Genomic DNA, 24,967 nt, shown 5'->3' with positions numbered 1-24,967 from the left:
CGAGACAACCCGACCATGCAATCGACCGGAACCCTGCGCGGCATCGCCGCGATGCTGTTGGCTTGCGCCTTCTTCGCCTGCATGGACGCGCTGCTCAAGAACCTGGCCGGGCACTACCCGCCGGTGCAGGTGATGGCACTGCGCGGTCTCACCGCCCTGCCCCTGGTGTGCCTGTACATCGTCTGGCGGCGCGAGGCAGCCGGCGTTTTCAGCCGCCGGCTGCGTTGGCGCCTGCACCTGCTGCGCACCGCGCTGAACATGACGATGCTCGTGCTCTTCGTCCATGGCCTGAAGACCCTGGGCCTGGCAGAGGCCTACACACTCACTTTCATCGCTCCGCTGCTGATGGTGCTCATCGCCGTGCCGATGCTGGGCGAATCGGTCCAGCCGCGGCACTGGATCGCCATCGGGCTGGGCTTCATCGGTGTCGTCATCGCACTGCGGCCCGAGCAGGGGGCTTTCCTCTCGGTGGGCGCTGTGGCGATTCTGGTGGCCGCAGTCTGCTATGCGCTGTCGAACATGCTGGGCCGGCTCATCAGCCGCACCGAATCGAGCGCCGCGCTGGTCTTCTGGACCACGGCCGGCATGGCAGTGGGCGGTAGCCTGTTATCGGCGCCGCAATGGGTGCCCATACAGGCCCAGCACGCGTGGGTGCTCGCGGGTTTGGCCATCAGCGGCTTTCTGGGCCAGCTGGCCATCGCCGAGGCCTTCCGCCACGGCCAGGCCGCCGCCATCGCCCCCTTCGAGTACAGCGCCCTCGCCTGGGCGCTTGTGCTGGACTGGTTGTTCTGGCAGGCCGCGCCTGATGCGTGGACGCTGGGTGGTGGGGCGTTGATCGTTGCGAGTGGGCTTTGGCTGGCGCGAAACGAAGCGCCGAGGTCCGCATAGAAAAAGCGGCAGGCCATCTGAGTTGCGGCGAAGCGTGCGTGTAAAGCCGCATGCTGTTGCGGCAAGTTCAAGTGAGAGCCTTCAATGACTGCACGACGGCTTGGGCCCCAAGGCTCCGGAGGCAGTGACCGACTACAGTCGGCCAATAGCGGGCCTTAGCCATGCTGCAGAATTTGGGCAGAAGCGTCTTATATTGCGCCATGTCTTATCGAGTTCGATTTCCCGACGTGTACCTCTTCGCTAACGCATCCAACACGCATAGCGGACGTTGGACTGCAGAGGTTCTCCACGCTTGTCACCGGGCTGCGATCGACGCGAAATCTATCGAGATCATCGATGAGGAACAAGCTACCGCTGCTGGCGATCTCGCTGGCGTCGTCTTGAAGATCTGCGAGAAGTTGTCGCCTGAAACCATCCGATCCCTGCAGGAGGAGATTCAAGCTGGCTGCCCTAGTAGCGTATCGACCTGGCTGATAAAAGGAGCCTCACCGGCAGACTTCGCCCTCGATTCTGAGGATATCTCGACCGAATACTTCAGGCGTGAGTTCGCAGTGGACAGCAACATGATCCACCATACGGAAAGCTGTGCAAGGCTTACGCACAGTTCTACTGGCCGGAGCGCGCGAAGCACCGCGCATCGCTCGAGGGCTCTCAACTTCGAAGAGGCGCTCTTCCTCTTGGAGTCTCTTGTGAGCAGTGGCTCCGAAGTAGCATAGGTCAGCCACTTCCGGCCAACCGCGGACATTCATCCATTCACCACTAAGCTGCCATCATTGCGATGCAAGGTGCTCAAGACATAGCCAACACGCTATGCCATATGGTTGTTGGCTGGCGCACGCTTCGTGCTTTCAGTCGCATCTCATGCCAAATGTTAGGCCTCACAAAACTGCACCGATGCGATCATTCCTTTATCGAAACGTACTCGACTTGGCGCTCTGGCTACTCGGCGTGGTCAGTTTGTTACTTATGCTCAAGTCAAGCACAGACCCACGGCCGGAGTTCGTCAAGGGAACTTCGTTTGAGCAACTCTTCAAGCCCTTCTCAACGGGCAACCAAGTCGTCTTCGATATCGCTGTAGGTATTGTCGTCAGCCTATTTGTTTACGTCTTAGTAGTCAGGCTCCCAGCGTGGCAGAAGAAGAGGCGAGTTAAGGCCCATTTGCTTCGCCGCTATGACGACCTTAAACGCCAGTGTATAACTCACTTTTTATGGGCATGCCGCGAGCCCGCCGCCTCGGATCTCATTGACGAACTCATGGAATTGGAGAAGTTTAAGGAGTTCTTCAAGACCAAGGTTTCACGCGATCAAGATCGCTGGCATGCCGTCCTAAACGGACTAAACGAGCAGTACGTCGCTTCTCTCGTGCGCGAACTCGACATGTTTCGCAATGAACTCGACTACGCACTTACTGCGATCGAAGTTTCCGATGCGAAGGTGTTCAGCTTCATGCGCAATTTCACCCAGGTGCTACAACGCAGCCGTTACTGGTCTGATCACGAAGATCAATTGAAGCCACTCTCACAGTTCATGTGGTCAGCGTTCGCCGGCTGGAGCTTCGTTACGGGCTACACCGGAAAAGACGCGATTGCTGAAATGATCGACGCCATATGAGATCTAACTGATCGGTTAGGCGGTGTCAACAAGGGTTATGGCTTCACCATTTTCCGGCCTGATGGTGCCCTTCGCCTACGGCTCTGACGTCGCTTAACTTGGGCATCGAGCGTCTGCTTCGCACCTTGCTCACCGGCGGCTCTGGGCCCCAAAGCAGACACCTGCGCCCTAACACGACCAATGATTCAGCGCAGGCATTTCATTGCGCACCGCCCTCGCCCGCTGCAACCCGCCACGACTGAATCGAGACCTCGGCCGCTTCGATACGCCGCTGTAATTCCTCGTTGATCAACTGCATCAAGGCACTGAGCTCGATGCGCGTCGGATAGACCTCCTCCGTATCGTTCATGCCCTGTGGAACGATGAGCTTCTCCAGACATGCATATGCACGATGCACAGCGTGCAGGCTGTCGACGTCATCACAAGCCTGCAGCACAAGCGATTCAACGCTGGCGGTTTCAGAAGATTCGGGAAACGAAGAGACGTGCGCAGACGCGCGAGCAGATACAGCCATGAATGGCCTCCAAGGGTTTCGGTTTGCTGAAACCGACGCACCCGAGGCCAATCGGAGGCGGCGGCTCGACGGGTTGGCCTACCGGGAAACCACTTGCGTGAAACCGGCCGGGCTCGCGCCCGCCCATCGAGCCGCCAAAACTGGAGGCACGAACGACGAAGCCGCAGACCCTGCGGGGTGGCTGCGGCTTTCGTCGCAGTGATTTCAGCGGGAGGCCAATCCCGATCACGCCTCTTTTTGACGTGACCGGCGCAGTATAGCCACGGGCCACGGTATGCCCCTACACCCCACGGCCTCATCCCCGATGCTGGAACAATGCCCCACCATGGACGGCCTCGATCTCATCAAAACATTCCGTGAAGTCGCGTTCCGGCGCAGCTTCTCCCGCGCAGCGATCTCGCTGGGCATGTCGAAAGCCACGGTGAGTCGCTACGTGGCAGAGCTCGAAACCCGCAGCGGCGTGCGCCTGCTGAACCGCTCCACCCGCTCCCTTAGCCTCACCGATGCCGGCCAGGTGCTGCTCGACCGCAGCACGCAACTGGTGACGATGGCCGAGAACACCCTGAACGACCTGCAGGCCCACGGCTCACATCCGCGCGGGCGGTTGCGCATGAGCGCACCGCACGGGCTGATCGCCGGCTGGCTCTCGGATGTGATTGCCGGCTTCATCAAGCTCTACCCCGACGTGTACGTGAGCCTGGTGTTCACCAACGACGACCTCGACCTGATCGAGGAAGGCATCGACATTCACTTGACGGGCGGGCGCATCGACGACATGAACCTGATCGTGCGCCGGCTGGTGCAGTTCGACATGGTGGTCTGCGCCACACCGGCCTACTGGGCCCAGCGCGGCATGCCGCAGACGCCCGAAGACCTGAACCGGCACGAGGTGCTGAGCTATTCGGCGAAACCGACCACCCACCTGCCCTTCGAGACTGACGGCAAGCCGTACGACGTGCCCGTGCACAGCCGGCTGGAAGCCAACGACGCCGTGGCGCTGATCGAGCTGGCGCTGCGCGGCGTGGGCGTGGTCTATGTGCCGGAGCCGCTCGCGCAGTCGCACCTGGAACGCGGAGCGCTGGTGCCAGTGCTGCGCGAGCACATGCCGCGCGACCACTGGCTGTATGCCGCGTACTCGCAGCGCCGCCACAACAGCGCCGCGATGCGCGCGATGCTCGACTTTCTGGAGCAGTCGATGGGCGCGCTGGCCGAGGGCCCGGCACTGCCGCCACAGCCGCCCGTGCGCATGGCGGCGCCGGGTACTACATGCGCCCTTTCCAGGGCACAAGGCGTCGCTCGAGCCACCGCATCAGCAGGTCGAACAGATAAGCCACTACCCCAATGACGATGATGCCCATGATGACGATGTCGGTGCGCAGAAAGTTCGACGCGTTCAGCACCATCTGACCCAGTCCCATATTGGCCGCCACCATCTCGGCGGCCACCAGCGTGGTCCAGCCGAAGCCGATGGCGATGCGCATGCCCACCAGGATGTCGGGCAGCGCCGAGGGCAATATCACGTGGCGGATCACCTGCATGTAGCTCGCGCCCATCGAGTACGCCGCATTGATCTGCTCTTGTGAAGCACTGCGCATGCCCGAGCGCGCGGCCAGCGCCAGCGGCGCGAAGCAGCTCAAAAAAATCAGCAGCACCTTCGGCAACTCGTCGATGCCAAACCAGATGATGATGAGCGGCAGGTACGCCAGCGGCGGCAGCGGCCGGTAGAACTCCAGCGGCGGATCGAAGATGCCGCGCCAGAAGCGGCTCATGCCCATCGCGATGCCCACGGGAATGGCCGTGGCACAGGCCAGGAAGAAGGCCGAGAACACCCGGAACATGCTCGCCAGGAAGTGTTGCCACAGCGGCTTGTCGTTGGCCTGGCCGGTGAGGTATTCGTAGAACTGCTGGAACACCGCCTGCGGCGTGGGCAGGAAGAGCGGCTTGACCCAGCCCATGTTGGTGACGATGAACCACAGCGCCACCAGCGCCACGACGGTGACGATGCTGATGGTCACGCTCGAGCCTTCGCCCGGCACTTTGAAGGCGCTGGTCTTGAGCTTGGCGCCTGCTGCGGGTGCAGGCGATGCGGCGGGTTTGGAAGGCAGTGGCGTCATGGTGACGGGGGATGCGGCAATCGACACCTCAGGCATGGGCAACCTCGCGATGATGAATGATCGACAGCACTTCTTCACGCATGCGGATGAATTCAGGCTCCGACTTCACCTTGCGCGAATCGCCGTGCGACAGGTACTGGCGAGAGAAAGGCACGTCGTCATACACGTGCGATATGCGCCCGGGGCTCGGGCTCATCACGATGAGTCGGGTGGCGAGGAACAGCGCCTCTTCCACCGAGTGGGTGATGAAGAACACCATCTTGTTCGACTTGGACCAGGCTTGGAGAAGAATCTCTTGCACCTGTTCGCGCGTGAAAGCGTCGAGCGCACCCATGGGCTCGTCCATCAACAGCACGGCCGGGTCGCTGGCGAGTGCGCGCGCAATACCCACACGCTGCTGCATGCCGCCGGAGAGTTCGTACACGGCGCGGTCGACGTATTTCTGCAGGCCTACGAGGCCCAGTTTTTCTTCGGCGATGCGGTCGCGTTCGGCCTTGCCCACACCAGCCAACCGCAGGCCCAGTGCTACGTTGTCGCGCACGTTGAGCCAGGGCATCAGCGCATGCTTCTGGAACACCACGCCGCGGTCAGCACCGGGGCCGACTACCGGTTTACCGTCTAGCAGGATATCGCCGGTGGATGGCGGCAGGAAGCCCGCGATGGTGTTGAGCAGCGTGGTCTTGCCGCAGCCTGAGGCGCCTAGCGCGACTACGAAGTCGCCGTCGCGCATCGTCAAGTTGACGGGGGCCAGGGCCTGAAGCGTGCCGCCTTTGACGGCGTAGTTGACCGTCAGGTCTCGGATGTCTAGCGTGGGCATTTCAGATCTCCGTTTTCCGTTCGTTTGTTCGGGGTACGTGCGAATGACACCGGGTACTCCCCTCCGCGAATGTCCCCCGCCTTCGGCTCCTCCTTTATTTCGCTGCGGGGAGCACCCGGTGCCATTCGCACATGGGCGCTGCCGTTGTGCTGGCCGATCAACCAGTGCTCTGAACGATCACGTCGATGGTGTGCTCTGCGCAGCGAAATAAAGGAGGAGGCCGAAGGCCGGGGGACATTCGCGGAGCAGAGCACGCCGTCGGCGTGAGCGCACCCCTTTACTTGCCCATCGCCTTCTCAACGTAGGTAGTAGTGACGAAAGCGCCGTAGTCAGGCTTCACCTCCTGCACCCGCCCCTGCTCCTTCAAGAAAGCCGCCGTGTTCGCCATCGCCTTGGCCGCACCACCACCAAGCCACGTAGGCGAAACCTGCTCGGCCATCGTCGGGAAGGTGTACAGCGCCATGGCCGCACCAACGTCCTTCGGGTCGGCCTTGGTCCACTTGGCCATGGCCTTGGTCTGCGGCGAGTCGGGTGTCCAGCTCTTGCCCGTTGCCTTGTATTCCTCGTTCGCACGGTTGAGCGCCTTCACGAAGGCGATCATGAAGGGCTCGTTGGCGGCTGCCCATTTCGCGTTGACGACGATGCCCTCGAAGGTGGGTGCGCCGCGCTTGCCGATGCTGCCCGAGGTGGCGATGGTCTTGCCACTGGCCTTGATCTTCGAGAGCACCGGGTCCCAGATGAAGGTGGCGTCGATGTCGCCGCGCTCCCATGCAGCCGCGATTTCTGGCGGGCGCATGTTCATCACGTTCACGCTCTTGGGGTCGACGCCGTCCATCTTCATGCCGGCCATGAGCTGGTAGTGCGCGGTCGACACGAAGGGCGTGGCCACTTTCTTGCCGGCCAGGTCCTTCATGCTGTTGATGCCCGACGCGTTGCGTGCGATGAGCGCTTCTGCATTCGCGATGTCGGCGGAGATCCAGAACAGCTTGATATCTTGCCCCTGGCTGGCCGCGGCCGTCAGCGGGCTGGAGCCGGTTTCACCCATCTGCACGTCGCCTGAAGCCATCGCACGAATCACGTCACCGCCGCCCGCGAACATGCGCCAGTTGATCTTGTAGCCCGTGGCCTTCTCGACCTCGCCGGACTCCATGACGAGGCGCAGCGGAACCAGCATGTCCTGGTGGGCGAAGGTGAGTTCCTTGGCTTGCTGTGCGGAGGCGGTTCCGCACAAGGCTGCCAGCATGGTGGCCAGCACGGCGAGTTGCAGGGGGAGACGGCGGGACATGGTCATCGGGTTTCTCCAGTAGGTGAATCTCGCAGCGACTTTGCACGCATCGCATCCAGCCAGGAAGTACCAGCACCGGGGCGGGCATGGAGCCAGCCGATGGGTGAATACCCTTGTTCTGGTGCACATAGCACTCAGACGGGGCGTTGCCTCCCCCGGCTCCTCAGTCAGTCAGTGGGTCCGGCCACCCGCCGGGCGCCTCTCGCCGCGCGCCAGGGCCAGTTCTTCCACGGCCATCCCCAAGGCCCGTATGCCCGCTGGAATCTGCGAAGCCGCAATGGACGACAGGCGCAGCCGGAAGAAGGGACACGGGTAAGGAGGCCGCGCAAAGAACACATCGCCTGCCTCGATCAACACCCCGTGGCTGCGCGCCATCAGCGACAGCTCCGTGGCATCCACCCACGTCGGCGCCTGCACCCAGATCGAAGCCCCGCCTGAAGGCAGCCTGAATTCGAAATCAGGCAGATGGTCGCGCAGCGCCTGCGCCGCAATTGCCAGCCGCTCCTGCATCGCGTGGTTCACCCGCCGCGCATGCGACTCGTGGTGCCCCAACGAAAGAAACAGCGCATACGCATGCTGCAGGAATGCGCTCGGGTGCCGCACCATCGCATGCCTGATCACGCGCAGCTCCTTTATCAACGCACGCGGCGCCACAATGAAACCCAGCCGCAAGGCGGGCGACAGGCTCTTGGATACCGACCCCACGTAGATCACCCGCCCCGTCTTGTCCAGGCTCTTGAGCGCGGGCATGGGCGTGCCTTCGTACAGGTTCTCCGCCTCGTAGTCGTCTTCGATGATCACGAAGTCCTGCAGCTCGGCCTTGCGCAGCAACCATTGCCGGCGTTCGAGACTCAGCGTCGCGGTCGTGGGGCTTTGATGTGAGGGCGTAACGAACAGGTAGTCTGCCGCCGGCAGCGCATCGACCACCAGTCCGTCTTCATCGACATCCACCTCCACCCACTTCGGCTGCCGCAGCGAGAAGCTGTTGCGCGCATGCGGATGCCCCGGCTCTTCCAGCCCCACGCGCGTCTGTTCGTCGAACAGCGCCTCGGCCAGCAGGTAGTAGGCATGCTGCGCGCCCATGGTCACGAGGATCTCTTCCTTCAGCGCAAACACGCCGCGCTTGGGCAACAGCCGCGTGCGGATCTGCTCGATCAGGTCGGGCACGTCGTCGGTTTCGAAATCGGGCGTCCAGTGCGGCAGCTGCGAGCGTGCAAGGCTGCGCGCGCAGCATTCGCGGAAGTCTTCTGTGGGAAACAACTGCGGGTCGTAGTTACCGTAGACAAAAGGGTACGGATAGTCACGCCACCGGTCGGGCTTCGACAGCGTGGGCTTGTCGACCAACGAGCGCAGCACGCGACCCGACCAGTCGGGCGGCTGGCTCGCCTGCCCGCTGCGCCCGACCAGCGGCTCCGCATGCACGGCTGACAGCGGGCGGGCATCGTGCGCCACGAACACCCCGCTGCGCGGACGCGCTTCCAGAAAGCCTTCGTCGATCAGTTGCAGGTAGGCCGAGGTAACGGTGTTGCGGCTCAGCCCCAACAACGCAGCAAGCTCACGCGACGAAGGCAGCGGCGCGCCGGGCGCCAAGTGCTCTTCAAGAATGGCCTGCACCACGGCGGCGCGCAAACGAGCCTGCAGCGGCAGCGCCGGTTGATCGGGCAGCGCGAAGAGCTGCGCCCACTGGGTGGCTCGCGGGTTCGGGGGCATGGTGCGCCGCAGTTTAGGGCAGGCATTGCGGTCTGTGGTGCTCTGGCTCGGTCGAATCCTCCCAACTGGCCCTATCGCGCCGGCAAGCGGCTGCCTACTCTTGCCGCATCAATTTCCGGAGTTCCCGCGTGACCGCAATGCCTTCCACTTCAGTGACCACCGACACCCTTGCCGCCTTCAGCGACGCCTGGAACCGCCACGACATCGACGCCCTCATGAGCTTCATGACGGCCGACTGCATCTTCCAGACCGCCGCCGGCCCCGACGCCTGCGGCACCCGCCACGTTGGCACCGAGGCGGTGCGCAAGGCCTTTGCCGCAGCATGGCAGGCCGTGCCCGACGCGCAATGGATCAACGGCCAGCACTTCGTGCATGGCGACTTCGGCACCTCGCAGTGGACCTTCACCGGCACCGCCGCCGACGGCAGCCGCATCGAGACCGACGGCATCGACGTCTTCACCTTCAAGGGCGGAAAGATCCACCTGAAGAACGTGTTCCGCAAGGCACGCCCGAACCTGCCCGCCGCGAAGTAGGCAAGCACGCCTCGGCCCACTTCTTTCCGGCCCTCTTCTTCCCCTTCTCCTGGAGCCCTTCATGACCATGACAGGCACCGTGCAGTTCGCCTCCGCCACGGCCACCGCCAGCGCGGCCATCGACGCCGCCGCGTTCGAGCAACAACCGCCGCAGGCCCCCTTTCGCCCCTACGACCCGCAGTACGACCCGCTGCGCGCCCCCGACCCCGGCGCCGGCCGCGCCTACGCGCCCACCTGGTGGGTGGCCAGCGCGGGTGAGCCGCCGGAAGACGACGGCCCGCTGGTGCGCGACATCGATGTCGACGTGGCCATCATCGGCTCGGGCGCCACCGGCATGTCGACCGCGCTCTACCTCGCGCAGGAGCACGGCATTCGCGCCACCGTGCTCGAAGCCAACCAGGCCGCATGGGGCTGCTCCAGCCGCAGCGGCGGCCAGGGCCAGAACGCGAGCGGCCGGCTCAAGCGCTCGCAGTGGATCGAACGCTGGGGTCTCGACACCGCCAAGCGCCTCGACGCCGAGATCCGCAGCGGCTTCGAGAACTTTCGCCACCTCACCACGCAGATCGACTGCGACGCCTACGACGGCGGCCACCTCTACCTCGCGCACCGGCCAGAAAAGCTCGTCGGCCTCGACGCCGAGGCGCGGCTCATGCGCGAGAAGTTCGGCTACGCCACCCGCATGATGAGCGCCGAGGAAGTGCGCCACGACTACTGCGACGAGCGCGAGACCGTCGGCGCAATGTACGAGGCCGAAGGCGTGGGCATCCATCCGCTGAAGTTCACCTTCGGCCTGATGCGGCGCGCCCGCGCGCTGGGCGTGACGGTGCACACCTCCAGCCCCGTGCAGGGCTGGCAGACCATTGACGGTGTGCACCACCTGCAGACGCCGGCCGGTGTGGTGCGCGCGCGCCGCGTGGCGGTGTGCACTGGCGGCTACACGGGGCAGGCGCTCAACCCGCTGCTGAAGAACCGGATCATGCCGATCCTGTCGAACTCGGTGGTCACGCGTCCGCTCACCGATGCCGAGCTGCAGGCCACCAACTTCAAGTCGCAGACTTTCCTGACCGACACGCGCACGCTGCGCTTCTACTACCGGCTGCTCAAGGGCAACCGGCTGCAGATAGGCAGCCGCAGCGCGGTGAGCGGCGCCGACGCCGAAGGCCCGGTGCACCTGAAGCTGCTCACCGACGCCATCGCGCGCAAGTTCCCGCCGCTGGCGGGCATCCGCATCGACTACTCGTGGTGGGGCTGGGTCGACATGAGCCACGACATGATGCCGCGCATCACGCAGCCCGACGCCGGCAAGAAGATCTGGTACGCGGTGGGCTACGGCGGCAACGGCGTGTCGTTCTCGACCTGGGCGGGCAAGCGGCTGGCAGAGCGCGTGGCCGGCAAGGATTCGGGCAAGGACGTGTTCGAGCTGCCCATCTACCGCTCGCCGCTGCCCTTTCCCAACGTGCTGGGGGTGGTCGAGTCACGTGCGTTCGCGCCGTTCCGGCGCATCGGGCAGCGCATGCTCTACAAGTGGTACTGGCTGCGCGACGAGAAGTAGGCGCACCGCCTGCGCGCATTCACCGAAGTGGCGCACGCCCTGCCGCACAACGGGGCAAACCCGCCCCTTCTGGCCCTGTGAGTCGTGCCGCGTTGGCTCTTCGCCGGTGAGTACCAAGCGCCTATCTTCGACACAAGGTCTTCGCATTGGCGTCGGCCGAATCCGATTGCCTGTGTCGAACTCTCCGAGGTCTTGTCATGCAACCCCCGCTTTCTCCGCTTTCCCTTTTCACGCGCCGCACCACGCTGTTGTCTGCCGCGCTCCTGGCCGCGAGCACCCTGCTCCCGCTGCCCGCCTCCGCGGCCGACGAGCCCAAGCGCGGCGGCACGCTGGTCATCGGCAGCACGCAGACGCCGCGGCACCTGAACGGCGCGGTGCAGTCGGGCATTGCCACCGCCCTGCCCTCGACGCAGATCTTTGCGAGCCCGCTGCGCTTTGACGACAAGTGGAACCCGCAGCCCTACCTTGCAGAGTCGTGGAAGCTGGCCGACGACGGCAAGTCGCTCACGCTCAAGCTGCGCAAAGATGCTGTGTTCCACGACGGCAAACCCGTCACCTCGGCCGACGTGGCCTTCTCCATCATGGCCATCAAGGCCAACCACCCGTTCACCACCATGCTCGGCCCGGTCGAGAAGGTGGAAACGCCCGATGCGTACACGGCCATCATCCGCATGAGCGTGCCGCACCCGGCCATCGTGCTGGCAATGTCGCCCGCGCTGTGCCCCATTCTTCCCAAGCACATCTACGGCGACGGGCAAGACCTGAAGAACCACCCGCGCAACACTACTGACGTAGTCGGCTCGGGCCCCTTCCGCGTGACCGAGTTCAAGCCCGCGCAACGCATCGTGCTGGAGCGCTTCGACAAGTTCTTCCTGCCTGGCAAGCCCTACCTCGACAAAATCATCGTCAACGTCACGCCCGACATGGCGAGCCTGGTGCTCGGGCTGGAGCGCGGCGACATCCAGATGCTGCCCTTCGCCACGCTGCCCACCGACCTGAAGCGCTTCGCGAACGACCCCAGGGTGTCGCTCACGCCCAAGGGCTATGACGGCATCGGCCCGCTCAACTGGCTGGCCTTCAACACCGCGAAGAAGCCGCTGTCGGACGTGCAGGTGCGCAAGGCCATCGCCACGTCCATCGACAAGAACTTCATCACCAAGGCGCTGATGGGCGGCTTTGCCACCGTGTCCGACGGCCCGCTGGTGGCCAGCAGCCCCTTTGCCGTGCCCGACCTCGTGCGCTACCCGCTCGACCTGAAGAAGGCCGGCGAAATGCTCGACGCCGCGGGCTACAAGGCAGGCGCGGGCGGCGAGCGCTTCAAGCTCACCATCGACTACCTGCCCGGCGGCGACGACCAGCAGAAGAACGTGGCCGAGTACATCCGCGGCCAGCTCAAGAAAGTGGGCATCACGGTGGAAGTGCGCGCCTCGGCCGACTTCCCGGCCTGGGCCAAGCGCCTGGCCTCGCACGACTTCGACATGTCGATGGACGCGGTGTTCAACTGGGGCGACCCGATCATCGGCGTGCACCGCACCTACCTGTCGACCAACATCAAGCCCATTGTGTGGACCAACACGCAGTCGTACGCCAACCCGAAGGTCGACGAACTGCTCAACACCGCCGGCGGCCTGATCGACCCAACGCAGCGCAAGGCCTACTACGCGACCTTCCAGAAGATCGTGACCGACGAACTGCCCATCGAGTTCATCAACCAGGTGCCGTATCACACCATCACCAGCAAGAAGGTGGGCAATGTGCCGACCACCATCTGGGGTCCGCTGTCGCCGCTCGACGAGGTGTACCTCAAGTAAGGCGGGCAAAACATGGGCACGCTTCGCTACACCGCCTCGCGACTGCTCCAGGCCCTGGGCCTGGTGCTCGCGGTGGTGGTGCTCAATTTCGTGCTGGTGCACGCCGCGCCGGGCGACCCGGTGGAAACCATTGCCGGCGCCAGCGGCGGCATGTCGCCCGAACTGATGGCGCAACTGCGCACGCAGTACGGGCTCGACAAGTCGCTGCCGGTGCAGCTGGGTGTGTACCTGGGCAAGGTGGCGCAGGGCGACCTGGGCTACTCGTACTTCTTCAACCTGCCGGTGACGAGCATGATCGCCGAGCGCGTTCCGGCCACGCTGCTGCTGGTGCTCAGCTCGGTGCTGCTGGCCTTCTTCGTGGGCACTGCCCTGGGCGTGCTGTCTTCGCGCAGGCCGAACGGGCTGCTCTCGCAGTTCATCACCGTGCTGTCGCTGGTGGGCTTCGCGGCGCCGGTGTTCTGGCTTGGGATCATGCTGGTGATCTTGCTGGCATCGGTGTTTCCGATTCTTCCTGTCGCGGGCATGCGCTCCATCGACTCGACGGGCACTGGCGGCCTTGCAGACATGCTCGACGTGGCACAGCATCTGGTGCTGCCCACGCTCACGCTGAGCCTGGTGTACCTGGCGCAGTACAGCCGACTTGCGCGCTCGTCGATGCTCGACGTGCTGGGCTCCGACTTCATCCGCACCGCACGCGCAAAAGGGCTGGCCGACCGCGTGGTGCTCTACAAGCATGCGCTGCGCAACGCGCTGCTGCCGGTGGTCACGGTGCTGGGGCTGCAGTTCGGCAACGTGCTGGCCGGCGCCATTCTGGTGGAGACAGTGTTCAACTGGCCGGGCCTCGGCCGGCTGGCCTTCGAGTCGGTGCTGCGGCGCGACTACCCGACCATTCTTGGCGTGCTGCTGTTCTCTTCCATCGTGGTGGTGGTGATGAACCAGCTCACCGACCTGTGCTACCGCTTCATCGATCCACGGATCAAGGCCTCATGAGCAAGGTGATCACGATGCCTACCGTTGCTGCTGCCGCATCTTCCAAGGCCCAGCCAAAGCCCGCCGTGCGCGTCGAGCACCCGGGCGTGGAGGCGATGCGCATGTTTTTGCGCAACCCGGCTGCCATCGCCGGCATGGCGATGTTGCTGATCGTGCTGCTGGTGGCCATTGCCGGGCCATGGGTCCATCCGGCCGACCCGTTCGAGATCAAGGCCGCACCGCTCACGCCGCCTTTCAGCGAAGACGCCTGGCTCGGCAGCGACTACCTGGGCCGCGATGTGCTCACCGCGCTGATCTACGGCGGGCGCGCCACGCTGCTGGTGGGCGCGGTAGCCGCGCTGCTGTCGGTGCTGATCGGCATCACGCTCGGCGCCTTCGCGGGCTACTACGGCGGCAAGATCGATGCCGCGCTGATGAAGCTGACCGAGTTCTTCCAGGTGCTGCCCGCGCTGCTGTTCGCGATGGTGGTGGTAACGCTGTTCTCACCCACGCTGGTAACGGTGACGCTGGCCATCGGCATCGTGAGCTGGACCGGCACCGCGCGGCTCACGCGCGCCGAGTTCATGAAATTTCGCGGGCTTGAGTTCGTGCGGGCAGAGCGCGCCATTGGCGCACGCGACGCACGCATCATCTGGAAGGTGATTCTTCCCAACGCACTGCCGCCGCTGGTGGTGTCGGCCACGCTGGCCATCGGCGCGGCGATTCTGTTCGAGGCGGGTCTGTCCTTTCTCGGACTGGGCGACCCGAACCAGATGAGCTGGGGGCTGATGATCGGCTCCAGCCGGCAGTACGTGCTCTCGTGCTGGTGGGCCGTGGCCTTTCCCGGTGTTGCGATCTTCATCACCGTGCTTGCCGTGAGCCTGATCGGCGACGGCCTGAACGACGCCCTCAACCCCAAGCTGAGGGAGCGCTGATGACGAACGACGACGCACTGCTGCGCGTGCAAGACCTGCACGTCGAGTTCAAGACAAGGCGAGGCCAGGCGCTGGTGCTCAACGGGGTCGACTTCGAGATCCGCGCCGGCGAAACGCTGTGCGTGGTCGGCGAATCGGGCTGCGGCAAGAGCATGACCGCGCTGGCGCTGCTGCGGCTCATACCCTCGCCGCCGGGCCGCATCCGCGACGGCCGGGTGCTGTTCCAGGGCGAAGACCTGGTGCAGGCCACCGATGCACGCATGCGCGAGGTGCGCGGCAACCGCATCTCGATGATCTTCCAGGAGCCGATGACATCGCTGAACCCGGTGTTCACCGTGGGCGACCAGATCGGCGAATCGCTGCAGCTGCATGCGGGCATGAACGCACGCGCAGCGAGGCAGCGCGCCATCGAGATGCTGCAGCAGGTGGGTATTCCGGCACCCGAACGGCGCGTGGACGAATATCCGCACCAGCTCTCGGGCGGCATGCGCCAGCGCGTGATGATCGCGATGGCGCTGGCCTGCCGCCCCGACATCCTCATTGCCGACGAACCCACCACCGCGCTCGACGTGACGGTGCAGGCGCAAATCTTCGACCTGCTGCGCGAGCTGCAACGCGAGAAGGGCACGGCCATCATGCTCATCACGCACGACATGGGTGCAGTCGCCGAGATGGCCGACCGCGTGATGGTGATGTACGCGGGCCGCGTCATCGAACAGGGCACGACCGAGCAGGTGCTGTCGGAGCCCGGCCACCCCTACACGCGTGGGCTGATCGATTGCCTGCCCGAGCTCGGCAGCAGCGCGGCGTACGACGACGATGCGCGTGAAGACCTGGCCGAAATCGCGGGCGTGGTGCCTTCGATCTGGGAGCTGGGCACCGGCTGCGCCTTTCGCGAACGCTGCCCGCGCGCGATGGCGCGCTGCGCCGCCGAAGTGCCGCCGATGTTCGCGCTGCATGGCAATGTGGCCGCAGGCGTGCCGCACGGCGCCGCCTGCTGGCTGCATGCCGAAGCACTCGACCAACGCGAAAGAGAGGCCGCATGACATTCATCGGCAAGACCGACACGCTGCTTTCGGTCGACGACCTGAAGGTGCACTTTCCACGCGGCAAGACCGGCTGGGGCCGCACGCCCGAGGTGGTGAAGGCGGTGGACGGCGTCTCCTTCGAGGTGCGGCGCGGCAGCACGCTCGCGGTTGTCGGCGAATCGGGCTCGGGCAAGACCACGACCGCGCTGGCGGTGATGCGGCTGTCGCCCGTTACCTCGGGCCGCATGCGGCTCGGCGACACCGACCTGGGCGCGCTGCAGGGCGAAGCATTGCGGCAGGCGCGCACGCGCATGCAGATCATTTTTCAGGACCCGTTCTCCTCGCTCAATCCGCGCGAGCGGGCTGGCGCCGCGGTTCGCGCGCCGCTTGACCTGATGCGGGTCGGAACACCGGAAGAACGCACGCGCCGTGTGGCAGAACTGTTCGAGGCGGTGGGGCTTCGGCCCGAGCAGCAGCACCTGTTTCCGCACCAGTTCTCGGGCGGGCAGCGCCAGCGCATCAACATCGCGCGGGCGCTGGCCACCAACCCGGAGCTGGTGGTGTGCGACGAGCCAGTTTCGGCACTCGACATTGCCATTCGCGCGCAGATACTGAACCTGCTGGCCCGTCTGCAGCGCGAGCTGGGCCTGACCTATCTCTTCATCTCGCACGACATGGCGGTGGTGGAGCACATCTGCGACGACATCGCGGTGATGTACCTCGGCCAGATCGTCGAGCGTGCGCCGCGCCGCGGTTTCTTCGCGCGACCGCTGCATCCGTACAGCGTGGCGCTGATGTCGGCCGTGCCCACGGTAAGCGGCGGGCGGCGGCGGGCAGCGAACCGCATCAAGCTCAGCGGCGATCCGCCGAGCCCCATCAACCCGCCTCAGGGCTGCCGCTTTGCCGGCCGCTGCCCCGTGGCGGAGCCGGCCTGCGCGGCCGAGCTGCCGCCGCTGCGCGAAGTCGCGCCCGATCATTGGGTACGCTGCAGGCGCGTCGATGTCGTCGACGGCTTGCCGCGCCCTCCTCTTTCGATTCCCATATCGCCATGAGCGCCATGAGCCAAGCAACAACAACCGTCTACCCCGCCCGCAAGATCATCACCATGAACCCCATGCAGCCGCACGCCACCCACGTGGCGGTGCGCGACGGCCGCGTGCTGGCCGTCGGCGCGCTGGCGGACATTCAGGGCTGGGGCCCCTTCACGCTCGACGAGCGCTTTGCCAGCAAGGTGCTGATGCCCGGCCTCGTCGAAGGCCACTGCCACCTGAAGGAAGGCAGCATGTGGGACTGGACGTACCTCGGCTGGTTCGACCGCCGCGACCCGGAAGGCAAAGTGTGGAGCGGCCTGCGCTCGATGGACGAGGTGGTCGCTCGCCTGACCGAAGTGGCCGCGAAGATGACGGCCGACGGCGTGCCCGACACCGAGCCGCTCATCGCCTGGGGGTTCGACCCCATCTACTTCGGCGGCGAGCGCATGACGGTGCAGCACGTTGACCGCGCGAGCAGCACGCGCCCCATCGTCATCGGCCACGCCAACGGCCACCTGATGAACGTCAACAGCGCGATGTTGAACATCGCCGAGATCACGCGCGACAACGAGGTCGAAGGCGTGGTCAAGTTCGCGGACGGCGCCAGCGAAGGCGAGCCCACCGGCGAGCTGCAGGAACCGGCCGCCATGTTCCTTGTGCTGCGCAAGATCGGCAACGCCGGCCTGCTCGCGCCGATGACCGAAGCCGGCGTGCGCTCTTTCGCTCGGCTGGCCTGCCTGCAGGGCGTGACCACCGCGACCGACCTCGTCAACAAGCTCACGCCCGAAGACTGCGGCGTACTGGAGGCGGTGACGCAGGACGACGGCTTCGGCGTGCGCATCCTTCCCGCGTTCCAGGCCTTCCACGGCACGCATGGCGCTGCGCAGGGCGCAGAACACGTGAAGAGCCTGATGCCGCGCAACACCGACCGCCTGCGCTACGGCCTGGTGAAGATGATGCTCGACGGCTCCATCCAGGGCTTCTCGGCGCGGCTGCGCTGGCCGGGGCATTTCAACGGCGCGCCCAATGGCATCTGGGTGACCGCGCCCGCGCAGTACGAGGCCGACTTCGAGACCTACCACCGAGCCGAGCTCACCATCCACACGCACACCAACGGCGACGAGGCCAGCGAAGTGGCCATCGACGCCATCGGCCGCGTGCTCGCGCGAGCCCCACGCCCCGACCACCGCCACACGCTGCAGCACGGCCAGATGATCGATGCGCCATTGTTCCGCCGCATGGCATCACTGGGCCTGTGCGCCAACCTCTTCGCCAACCACATCTGGTACTGGGGCGACCAGCACTACGAAATGACCATGGGCCCCGACCGCGCGAACCGGCTCGACGCCTGCGGCAGCGCGCTGGCGGCTGGCGTGCCGCTGGCCATTCACTCCGATGCGCCCGTCACGCCGCTCGGGCCGCTCTTCACCGCATGGTGCGCCGTGAACCGCATCACGCCCAAGGGCCGGCTGCTGGGTGAGGCCGAGCGCATCAGCGTGCCGCAGGCATTGCGCGCCATCACGCTTGGCGCAGCGTGGACGCTGAAGCTCGACGGCGAGATCGGCAGCATCGAATGCGGCAAGCGCGCCGACTTCTGCGTGCTGGAAGACGATCCGCTGGAGATGGACCCGATGGCGCTGAAAGACGCGCGCGTGTGGGGCACGGTGCTGTCGGGCCGCGTGTTCGAGGCGCAAAGAGGCTGAAGGCCACATGACGCCGAAGAAGAAGCGCCTGCCGCTCACCGTCATCGGCGGCTTCCTGGGCGCGGGCAAGACCACGCTGCTCAACCGCTGGCTGCGCGAGGCGAACGGCCTGCGCATGGCGGTGCTGGTGAACGACTTCGGCGCCCTCAACATCGACGCCGCACTGATCGCCGCCACGCACGGCGACACCACCGCGCTGACCAACGGCTGCGTGTGCTGCCAGATCGGCGACGACCTGGGGCGGGCGCTGGTGGACGTGATCGAGGCAAAGACGCCGTTCGACGCGGTGGTGATCGAGGCCAGCGGCGTGTCGGACCCCTGGCGCATCGCGCAGATCGGCATGGCCGCGCCGGAGCTGAGTCTCGAAGGCGTGATCGTGCTGGTGGACGCGAGTGCGGTGGCGCAGCAGTCGGCCGACCCGCTGCTGGCAGACACGCTGGTGCGGCAGCTGAAGTCGGCCGACCTCGTGGTGGTGAACAAGGCCGACCTTGCATCCGCCGAGGCGCTCGCTGCGGCAAGAGCGTGGGTCGGTGCGACAGCACCGGGAACGCCGTGCATCGAGACAACTGAATCGGCGGTGCCGCTGGCGCTGCTGTCGGGGTTGCCGCATGGGGATGCGGCCTCGCATGTCTGCGGCCATGACTGTCACGATCACCACGGCCATGGCAACCCCGACCACGGATCGTTGTTTCAGACGTGGAGCGCGCAGCCTGGCGCCGTGATTCATGCCGCCACGCTGCGCGCCTGGCTGCGCGATGTGCCGCCGGGTGTGCTGCGGCTCAAGGGCTTGCTGCGCACTGGCGACGGTGAATGGTCAGAAGTGCAGTTCGCCGGCCGCCATGGCAGCTTGCGCAAGGCCGCGCTACCCGCCGATGACACGCGCCCTGGCGTTGTCGCCATCGGCCTGCATGGACAGTTGCCCGAAGAAGCGCTGAAGGAGTTCTTCGCGCCCTGAGTCCGGTCATGTTGCAATCGCATGTCTTTCAACGTGCAGACCATCGACGCCATGACCTCCTCCTCCCTCCTGATTCGCCCGCCGACGCCGCAAGACTACGCGGCATGGAAGCCGCTCTGGGACGGCTACAACGCCTTCTACGGCCGCGAGGGCGCGACCGCCCTCGCCGACGAGATCACGCAGGCCACCTGGCAGCGCTTCTTCGATGCCTACGAGCCGGTGCACGCGCTGGTCGCCGAACGCGACGGCCAGTTGGTCGGGCTCACCCACTACCTCTTTCACCGCAGCACCACGCGCCTGGAGCCGAATTGCTATCTGCAGGACCTGTTCACGCTGCCATCGGAACGCGGGCGTGGCGTTGGCCGCCAGCTCATCCAGGGCGTGTACGAGCGCGCGAAGGATGCGGGTGTGCATCGCGTGTACTGGCAGACGCACGTGACCAACACGGCCGGCCGCACGCTCTACGACAAGGTCGCGACGCACGACGGGTTCATCGTCTACGGCACGCTGGTCTGAGGCCCATCACACGCGGTGCTGCGTGGCTCACGCGGGTTCAATCAGCCAACCTGCTACGCAAAAGTGCGCCTGCTCCAACGACAAGCACCAGCAGTGCCGCCACGTCGACCGCGAAGACCTTCGACAACTGCGCGTTGTACCCGCCCACCGCCCACGCCAGCAGCAGGAACGACACGACACTGCAAAGGCCGGCCGCCAGCGCCACGACCTGGTATGGCGGACGGAATGCCGCGTAACAGAGGAACAGGCCGAGCAGCCCGAAGAGCACCGCGCGGTGGCGCATCAGAATTTCCAGGTTCGGCTCGGTCACGGTGATGCCGTACAGGGCCGACAGCCGGGCCGCGCTCAAGACGCCAGCAAGTGGCAACAGGTGAATGAGGCCCGCAATGACGAGGCTGGCAGATACGAGATAACGCATGCCGCGTTTCTACGTCGGACCGCATCGGCCGGCCATGACCTGCCAGGTCATGGCCGGCCGGCACGCTCGATATGCCCTCAATATTTGATGGTGACGCCGGCCTTCACACCGTTGTTGTTCTTGCCGTCCGACTGCACACCGCCCGAGAGCGACAGATTGCCGCCGGTGCTTCCGCCCAGCGAGTAAGTAGGCCGCGGCATGGAGGTGTCGGTGCCGATGTAGGTGCCGCTGCCATCGGGCCGCAGCACGCCGACCGTGCCGCCCTTGACGGTGGCCGATGTCTCGGTCGGGTTGACGTTGGGCGCGACGTACATGGAGCCCTTCTCGTCGCTGTCGACGGGCACCTTGATGGGCTCGGCGCGCACTGCGGTGCCGAGCGCGCTCAGCCCCAGGGTCGTTGCAAGAATCAATTGACGCATCGCGGCCATGTTTAGGCAGATGGTGTGCGGCCCACGTAGGACGAAAGGAGATTCCGGGCGCGGACTGCAACCGCAAATGTCAAAGACTATGCTTTGACAACAGCCAAGAGCCACCGAGGTACGCATCCATGAACACTCCGACCGCGCCTGTTCCCGGCCCATCACCCGAAGCACTGGAGCGCATGCTGGCCGCCGGCCGCGACGGCGCGCTGTTGCGCATGAGCCTGGCGCTCGCATACCACCGGCGCGACGATCAGCAGACCGCGCTGATGCATGTGGCGAAGGCGCTGGCCTTCGATCCCGATTTCACCGCGGCCCATCGCTTGCAGGGACTCATCGCGCTGACCCTCGGCGATGCTGCACAGGCGCAGTCTGCGTTTGCCAAAGGGCTGGAAGTAGCGCAGCGGCGCGGTGAGCTTCAGCTCGTGAAGGAACTGACCGTGCGACTGCGCCGGCTGGAGAAAGAGAACTTGCGTACTCAAGGGTCGAATTAATGGAAAGTGTGTGAATCACGCTCTACGATTCGACGTTCGAAACCCAGACAGGAGATCGCCCCATGCCCCCCACCGAAGTCGTCATGCCCGAGCAGTTGCAAAGCGCGCTCGAAGCCCAGAGCCGCACGCCGATCGCACGCATCGGCGAAGCGCTGACTTCACTGGGCATGATCACCGACGAGCAGCTTCGCGCGGGGCTCGCGCAGCAACAGCTGGAGCCCACCGTGCCGCTGGGCGAGACGCTGGTGCGCATGGGTGTGGTCAGTCGGAGCCAGCTGCAGACCGCGCTGGTGCGCAAGATGGGCTACCCCCTCGTCAACCTGCATGTGTTCCCGGCAGCTGCGGACGCACTGCGCAAGCTTCCCTATTCCGTGTCGCGGCGCCTGCAGGTCATGCCGCTGATGCTGCACGAGGGGCGGCTCGTCGTGGCGATCGACGACCCGACCAGCCGGCATTCGGCCCTCGACGAAGTGGAGTTCATCGCGCAGATCAAGGTCACGCCGGTCGTCGGGCAATGCCTCGACCTCGACGGTGTGCTGCACACGGCATATGAAAAGATCGGCGAGCCGACGGCCGCCGCGCCCAACGCTTTTTCGTCCAACCTCGATCCCAGCCGGCCTCTCGATTTCGACATGGCCGGCACCAGCGAGCTGCTGCAGACGCTCGAGAAAGAAGGCCCCGCCGCACCCACTTCCGACGCGCCTATCGAGCAGTCGGACAACTCCCTTGTGCGCATGATCAACAGCATGATCCTCGAGGCGCATCGCGAGGGCGCGTCGGACATCCACATCGAGAGCTACCCCGGCCAGGAAAAGACCCGCATCCGCTTTCGCCGCGACGGCCTGCTCTACACCTACCTGGAGCTGCCGCCGAGCTATCGCAACGCCATCGTCGCGCGCGTGAAGATCATGTGCGACCTGGACATCAGCGAAAAGCGCAACCCGCAGGACGGAAAGATCAACTTCGCGAAGTACTCGCCGCAGCACCGCATCGAACTGCGCGTGGCGACCATTCCCACCAACAACGGCCTCGAAGACGTGGTGATGCGCATCCTGGCATCGGCCAAGCCCATTCCCATGAGCGCGCTGGGCCTGTCGCCGAACAACCTTGTGCAGCTGACGAAGGCCGTCGAGCGCCCCTACGGCATGGTGCTGTGCGTGGGCCCCACGGGCTCAGGCAAGACGACGACGCTGCACTCGGCGCTGATGCACATCAACACGCCCGAACGCAAGATCTGGACGGCGGAAGACCCGGTCGAAATCACGCAGACCGGGCTGCGGCAGGTGCAGATCAATCCGCGCATCGACTGGACCTTTGCCAAGGCGCTGCGCGCCTTCGTGCGCGCCGACCCGGATGTGATCATGGTCGGCGAAATCCGCGACGAGGAAACCGCGAAGACCGCCATCGAGGCCTCGCTGACCGGCCACCTCGTGCTGTCGACCCTGCACACCAACAGCGCGCCCGAAACCGTGACGCGCCTGCTCGACATGGGCATGGACCCTTTCAACTTCGCGGACTCGCTGCTGGCCGTGCTGGCGCAGCGACTGGTGCGCCGCCTGTGCAGGCAATGCACCAGCAGCAAGCCCGCAAGCCCCGAGACCGTCGACGAACTGCTGGACGACTACATGCACGCCTTCGGCGCGCAGCAGCACGATGCGGCCCAGCGCCAGGCAGTGCGCAACGACTGGGTGCAGCGCTACGGCCGCGACGGGCACCTGCACACCTACACCAGCACTGGCTGCAAGCATTGCGGCGACACCGGCTTCAAGGGACGCGTGGGCATCCACGAACTGATGACGATGTCGAAGACGCTGCGTCGCCTGGTGCAGACCGGCTCGCGCGCGGAAGAGCTTCAGCAGGCGGCCCTGCAGGAAGGCATGCGCACGCTGCGGCAGGACGGCATCGAGAAGGTGCTGGCCGGGCACACCACCATCGAGGAAGTGCGCGCCACCAGCAACGTGTGAGCGCGAGCCGGCGAACGCGGAGCCGCTACAGCTGGCTCTGCGGAATGAACGGCGCGATCAACCGCAGCTTGAAGCGCTGCCACGCCGAGGTTTCGGGCGGCACGTCGTAGGCCGTCTCCTTGCCGTCCTCGTCTTCTTCTACCCACTCGACGTTCCGGCCAGTGGCGTCGAGCCGCAAGCGATAGGAGCTGCCCGCATCCGCGAAGCTCAGCAGCTGTCGCGCCATCTCCGGGCTGTCAATGATCACGCCCAGTTCGGTGTTGAGCCGGGCCGAGCGGGGGTCGAGGTTCATCGAGCCGAGGAACACCTGCTTCTGGTCGACGATGCCGTTCTTCATGTGCAACGCGCCCGTGCGGTGGCCGAAGATGCCGTATTTGCCGCGCTTCACGCTCAGCGTGGGGCTCAGCTCGTAGATGGTCACGCCGGACTTGAGCAGTTCGTGGATGTGCGGCCAGTAGCCCACGTACACCCATGGCTCGTCGGTGGACGCAAGCGAGTTGGTGACCAGCGACACGCTGATGCCCTCGGCCTGCGCTCGCGCCAGGTTGGCCACGGCCGCATCGGACGGAACGAAATACGGCGACACCATCTTGATGCTGGAGCGCGAAGTCTCGAACCACTTAATCACGCCTTCGGTCACCGTGCCCTTGATGGAGTTCTCGCGCTCGTTCAGGCCCTCGGTCTTGGTGAGCGGATCGAACAGCACGCGCGCATTGGCCCACAGCAGCGGGCTCAACTGGTGCTCGGCCAGCTCGAAAGGCAGGTTCAGCATCGGCACCATGTCGAGCGGCACGACGGAAGGCTCGTTTGCGCTGGCGTTGAGGATCTTGCCGTCCAGCGGGATTCGGAATGCCTCGGGCGGCTTTGCCGTGGCTGTGAGCGCTTCGAAGTTCTGCTGCAGTTGCGCGGGTGTCAGCGTGCTGCGGGCGATCTGGCCCACGGGGTAGACGACTTCGCTGTTCCAGTAGTGGTCGAACTCGTTCGACAGTTCGCGCACCACCGGGCCTGCCGCGAAGACGTCCATGTCGACGAAGTTGCTGCCCGCGGCATTCATCACGTATTCGTCTGCCATGTTGCGCCCGCCCGCCACCGCCGCAGCGTTGTCGGCCACGAACAGCTTGTTGTGCATGCGCCGGTTGATGCGGCCGAATTCAAGCCCGGAACTGATGAAGCGCGTCACGTCGCTGCCGCGTCCGCCAGGAAACGGATTGAACAGGCGTACCTGCACGTTCGGGTAGCTGGCGAGCGCCAGCAGCAGATCGTCTTCGCCGGTGGTGTAGAGGTCATCGACCAGTAGCCGCACGCGCACACCGCGCAGCGCGGCGTCGCGCAGTTCGCGCATCAGGGCGCGGCCGGTGTTGTCTGCGGCCAGCAGGTAGTACTGCACATCGAGGCTGCGCGTGGCGAGCTTCGCCATTGCCATGCGGGTGGCGAAGGATGTGGGGCCATAGGGCAGCAACTGAAAGCCCGAGCGGGCGTCCGTGGGCAAAACCTTCTGCGTGATCGCGCTCAATGGCGTGGCCGAGAAATCGGCGATGGCGCTGACGGGCTGGTCCGGCACACGGGGCGGCAGGCTGGAGCACGCGCTCATCAGCAGCGAGAAGGCAAGCGCCAGTGCGGCAAGCGGCGCACGCCAGCATGCAGTCATCATTTCTTCTACTCCCGGCTCGGTTGGCGCAACATCCCGCGTGGGGATGATC

Annotated in this window: 23 protein-coding genes; 15 read left to right on the top strand and 8 right to left on the bottom strand. The window is 65.3% G+C overall.

The window, feature by feature from the left end:
- The first annotated feature begins 15 nt into the window (after nucleotides 1–15).
- Both ACSFBF_RS14175 and ACSFBF_RS14170 read left to right on the top strand, forming a co-directional pair.
- Nucleotides 16–888, top strand: coding sequence for a DMT family transporter (locus ACSFBF_RS14175; protein ID WP_435467944.1), 873 nt, complete (start codon nucleotides 16–18; stop codon nucleotides 886–888).
- Nucleotides 889–1,782: 894 nt separating this feature from the next.
- Nucleotides 1,783–2,499 (top strand): hypothetical protein, encoded by a 717-nt coding sequence (locus tag ACSFBF_RS14170; RefSeq protein ID WP_435467942.1) that lies wholly within the window; start codon nucleotides 1,783–1,785, stop codon nucleotides 2,497–2,499.
- 199 nt (nucleotides 2,500–2,698) lie between these two features.
- Here the strand turns inward: ACSFBF_RS14170 and ACSFBF_RS14165 are convergent, their stop codons facing one another.
- The gene (locus ACSFBF_RS14165; protein WP_435467940.1) at nucleotides 2,699–3,013 is read right to left on the bottom strand and encodes a hypothetical protein; all 315 of its coding nucleotides are present in this window, start codon (nucleotides 3,011–3,013) and stop codon (nucleotides 2,699–2,701) included.
- Nucleotides 3,014–3,338: 325 nt separating this feature from the next.
- Here ACSFBF_RS14165 and ACSFBF_RS14160 point away from each other — a divergent pair, with 325 nt between their 5' ends.
- Nucleotides 3,339–4,358, top strand: coding sequence for a LysR family transcriptional regulator (locus tag ACSFBF_RS14160; protein WP_435467938.1), 1,020 nt, complete (start codon nucleotides 3,339–3,341; stop codon nucleotides 4,356–4,358).
- Here ACSFBF_RS14160 and ACSFBF_RS14155 read toward each other — a convergent pair.
- The 4 genes from ACSFBF_RS14155 to pdxR form a co-directional block, all read right to left on the bottom strand.
- Nucleotides 4,276–5,163: an ABC transporter permease subunit gene (locus ACSFBF_RS14155; protein ID WP_435467936.1), complete on the bottom strand. Its 888-nt coding sequence runs from the start codon at nucleotides 5,161–5,163 to the stop codon at nucleotides 4,276–4,278. The two genes, ACSFBF_RS14160 and ACSFBF_RS14155, sit on opposite strands and share 83 nt — an antisense overlap.
- Nucleotides 5,156–5,944, bottom strand: a complete 789-nt coding sequence (locus tag ACSFBF_RS14150; protein WP_435467934.1) for a taurine ABC transporter ATP-binding protein — start codon at nucleotides 5,942–5,944, stop codon at nucleotides 5,156–5,158. Before ACSFBF_RS14150 ends, ACSFBF_RS14155 begins: the two co-directional genes overlap by 8 nt.
- Nucleotides 5,945–6,221: 277 nt before the next feature.
- On the bottom strand, nucleotides 6,222–7,235 hold the full coding sequence (tauA, locus tag ACSFBF_RS14145; RefSeq protein ID WP_435467932.1) for a taurine ABC transporter substrate-binding protein: 1,014 nt from the start codon (nucleotides 7,233–7,235) through the stop codon (nucleotides 6,222–6,224).
- A gap of 165 nt (nucleotides 7,236–7,400) precedes the next feature.
- Complete coding sequence (gene pdxR / locus ACSFBF_RS14140) at nucleotides 7,401–8,939, bottom strand: MocR-like pyridoxine biosynthesis transcription factor PdxR (RefSeq protein ID WP_435467930.1); 1,539 nt, start codon at nucleotides 8,937–8,939, stop codon at nucleotides 7,401–7,403.
- Nucleotides 8,940–9,076: 137 nt separating this feature from the next.
- On the opposite strand from pdxR, the gene ACSFBF_RS14135 reads away from it, so the two are divergent.
- The 10 genes from ACSFBF_RS14135 (at nucleotide 9,077) to ACSFBF_RS14090 (ending at nucleotide 19,972) form a co-directional block, all read left to right on the top strand.
- A complete protein-coding gene (locus ACSFBF_RS14135) occupies nucleotides 9,077–9,472 on the top strand; it encodes a nuclear transport factor 2 family protein (protein WP_093058459.1) in 396 nt (131 codons plus the stop codon).
- Between the two features lie 61 nt (nucleotides 9,473–9,533).
- Complete coding sequence (locus tag ACSFBF_RS14130; RefSeq protein WP_435467928.1) at nucleotides 9,534–11,024, top strand: NAD(P)/FAD-dependent oxidoreductase; 1,491 nt, start codon at nucleotides 9,534–9,536, stop codon at nucleotides 11,022–11,024.
- 197 nt (nucleotides 11,025–11,221) lie between these two features.
- Nucleotides 11,222–12,835: an ABC transporter substrate-binding protein gene (locus ACSFBF_RS14125; RefSeq protein ID WP_435467926.1), complete on the top strand. Its 1,614-nt coding sequence runs from the start codon at nucleotides 11,222–11,224 to the stop codon at nucleotides 12,833–12,835.
- Nucleotides 12,836–12,847: 12 nt separating this feature from the next.
- Nucleotides 12,848–13,825 carry an ABC transporter permease gene (locus tag ACSFBF_RS14120; RefSeq protein ID WP_435467924.1) on the top strand — a complete coding sequence of 326 codons (978 nt, stop codon included), beginning with the start codon at nucleotides 12,848–12,850 and terminating at the stop codon, nucleotides 13,823–13,825.
- Nucleotides 13,822–14,739 (top strand): ABC transporter permease, encoded by a 918-nt coding sequence (locus ACSFBF_RS14115; RefSeq protein ID WP_435467922.1) that lies wholly within the window; start codon nucleotides 13,822–13,824, stop codon nucleotides 14,737–14,739. Before ACSFBF_RS14120 ends, ACSFBF_RS14115 begins: the two co-directional genes overlap by 4 nt.
- Complete coding sequence (locus ACSFBF_RS14110) at nucleotides 14,739–15,785, top strand: ABC transporter ATP-binding protein (RefSeq protein WP_435467920.1); 1,047 nt, start codon at nucleotides 14,739–14,741, stop codon at nucleotides 15,783–15,785. The genes ACSFBF_RS14115 and ACSFBF_RS14110 overlap by 1 nt, the downstream gene beginning before the upstream one ends.
- Complete coding sequence (locus ACSFBF_RS14105) at nucleotides 15,782–16,819, top strand: ABC transporter ATP-binding protein (protein WP_435467918.1); 1,038 nt, start codon at nucleotides 15,782–15,784, stop codon at nucleotides 16,817–16,819. Before ACSFBF_RS14110 ends, ACSFBF_RS14105 begins: the two co-directional genes overlap by 4 nt.
- 5 nt (nucleotides 16,820–16,824) lie before the next feature.
- Entirely contained in the window at nucleotides 16,825–18,501 is a 1,677-nt protein-coding gene (locus ACSFBF_RS14100; protein ID WP_435467916.1) for an amidohydrolase, read from the top strand.
- Nucleotides 18,502–18,508: 7 nt separating this feature from the next.
- Nucleotides 18,509–19,456, top strand: a complete 948-nt coding sequence (locus tag ACSFBF_RS14095; protein WP_435467914.1) for a CobW family GTP-binding protein — start codon at nucleotides 18,509–18,511, stop codon at nucleotides 19,454–19,456.
- A 51-nt stretch (nucleotides 19,457–19,507) separates the two neighbouring features.
- The gene (locus tag ACSFBF_RS14090) at nucleotides 19,508–19,972 is read left to right on the top strand and encodes a GNAT family N-acetyltransferase (RefSeq protein WP_435468786.1); all 465 of its coding nucleotides are present in this window, start codon (nucleotides 19,508–19,510) and stop codon (nucleotides 19,970–19,972) included.
- A 37-nt stretch (nucleotides 19,973–20,009) separates the two neighbouring features.
- On the opposite strand, the gene ACSFBF_RS14085 is transcribed toward ACSFBF_RS14090, so the two are convergent.
- Both ACSFBF_RS14085 and ACSFBF_RS14080 read right to left on the bottom strand, forming a co-directional pair.
- Nucleotides 20,010–20,390 (bottom strand): phosphopantetheine adenylyltransferase, encoded by a 381-nt coding sequence (locus ACSFBF_RS14085; protein ID WP_435467912.1) that lies wholly within the window; start codon nucleotides 20,388–20,390, stop codon nucleotides 20,010–20,012.
- Between the two features lie 77 nt (nucleotides 20,391–20,467).
- Nucleotides 20,468–20,809: a hypothetical protein gene (locus tag ACSFBF_RS14080; RefSeq protein WP_435467910.1), complete on the bottom strand. Its 342-nt coding sequence runs from the start codon at nucleotides 20,807–20,809 to the stop codon at nucleotides 20,468–20,470.
- Between the two features lie 128 nt (nucleotides 20,810–20,937).
- Here ACSFBF_RS14080 and ACSFBF_RS14075 point away from each other — a divergent pair, with 128 nt between their 5' ends.
- Both ACSFBF_RS14075 and ACSFBF_RS14070 read left to right on the top strand, forming a co-directional pair.
- Nucleotides 20,938–21,303 carry a hypothetical protein gene (locus ACSFBF_RS14075; protein ID WP_435467908.1) on the top strand — a complete coding sequence of 122 codons (366 nt, stop codon included), beginning with the start codon at nucleotides 20,938–20,940 and terminating at the stop codon, nucleotides 21,301–21,303.
- Between the two features lie 62 nt (nucleotides 21,304–21,365).
- Entirely contained in the window at nucleotides 21,366–23,267 is a 1,902-nt protein-coding gene (locus ACSFBF_RS14070) for a GspE/PulE family protein (RefSeq protein WP_435467906.1), read from the top strand.
- Between the two features lie 25 nt (nucleotides 23,268–23,292).
- Here the strand turns inward: ACSFBF_RS14070 and ACSFBF_RS14065 are convergent, their stop codons facing one another.
- Nucleotides 23,293–24,918, bottom strand: a complete 1,626-nt coding sequence (locus tag ACSFBF_RS14065; protein ID WP_435467904.1) for a phospholipase D family protein — start codon at nucleotides 24,916–24,918, stop codon at nucleotides 23,293–23,295.
- Between the last annotated feature and the right edge of the window lie 49 nt (nucleotides 24,919–24,967).

Origin of the sequence: Variovorax nivicola (assembly GCF_051216475.1) — a bacterium.
Taxonomy (GTDB): Bacteria; Pseudomonadota; Gammaproteobacteria; order Burkholderiales; family Burkholderiaceae_C; genus Variovorax.
The sequence above is the reverse complement of the archived record's forward strand: the minus strand, read 5'-3'. Positions and strand labels throughout refer to the sequence as shown.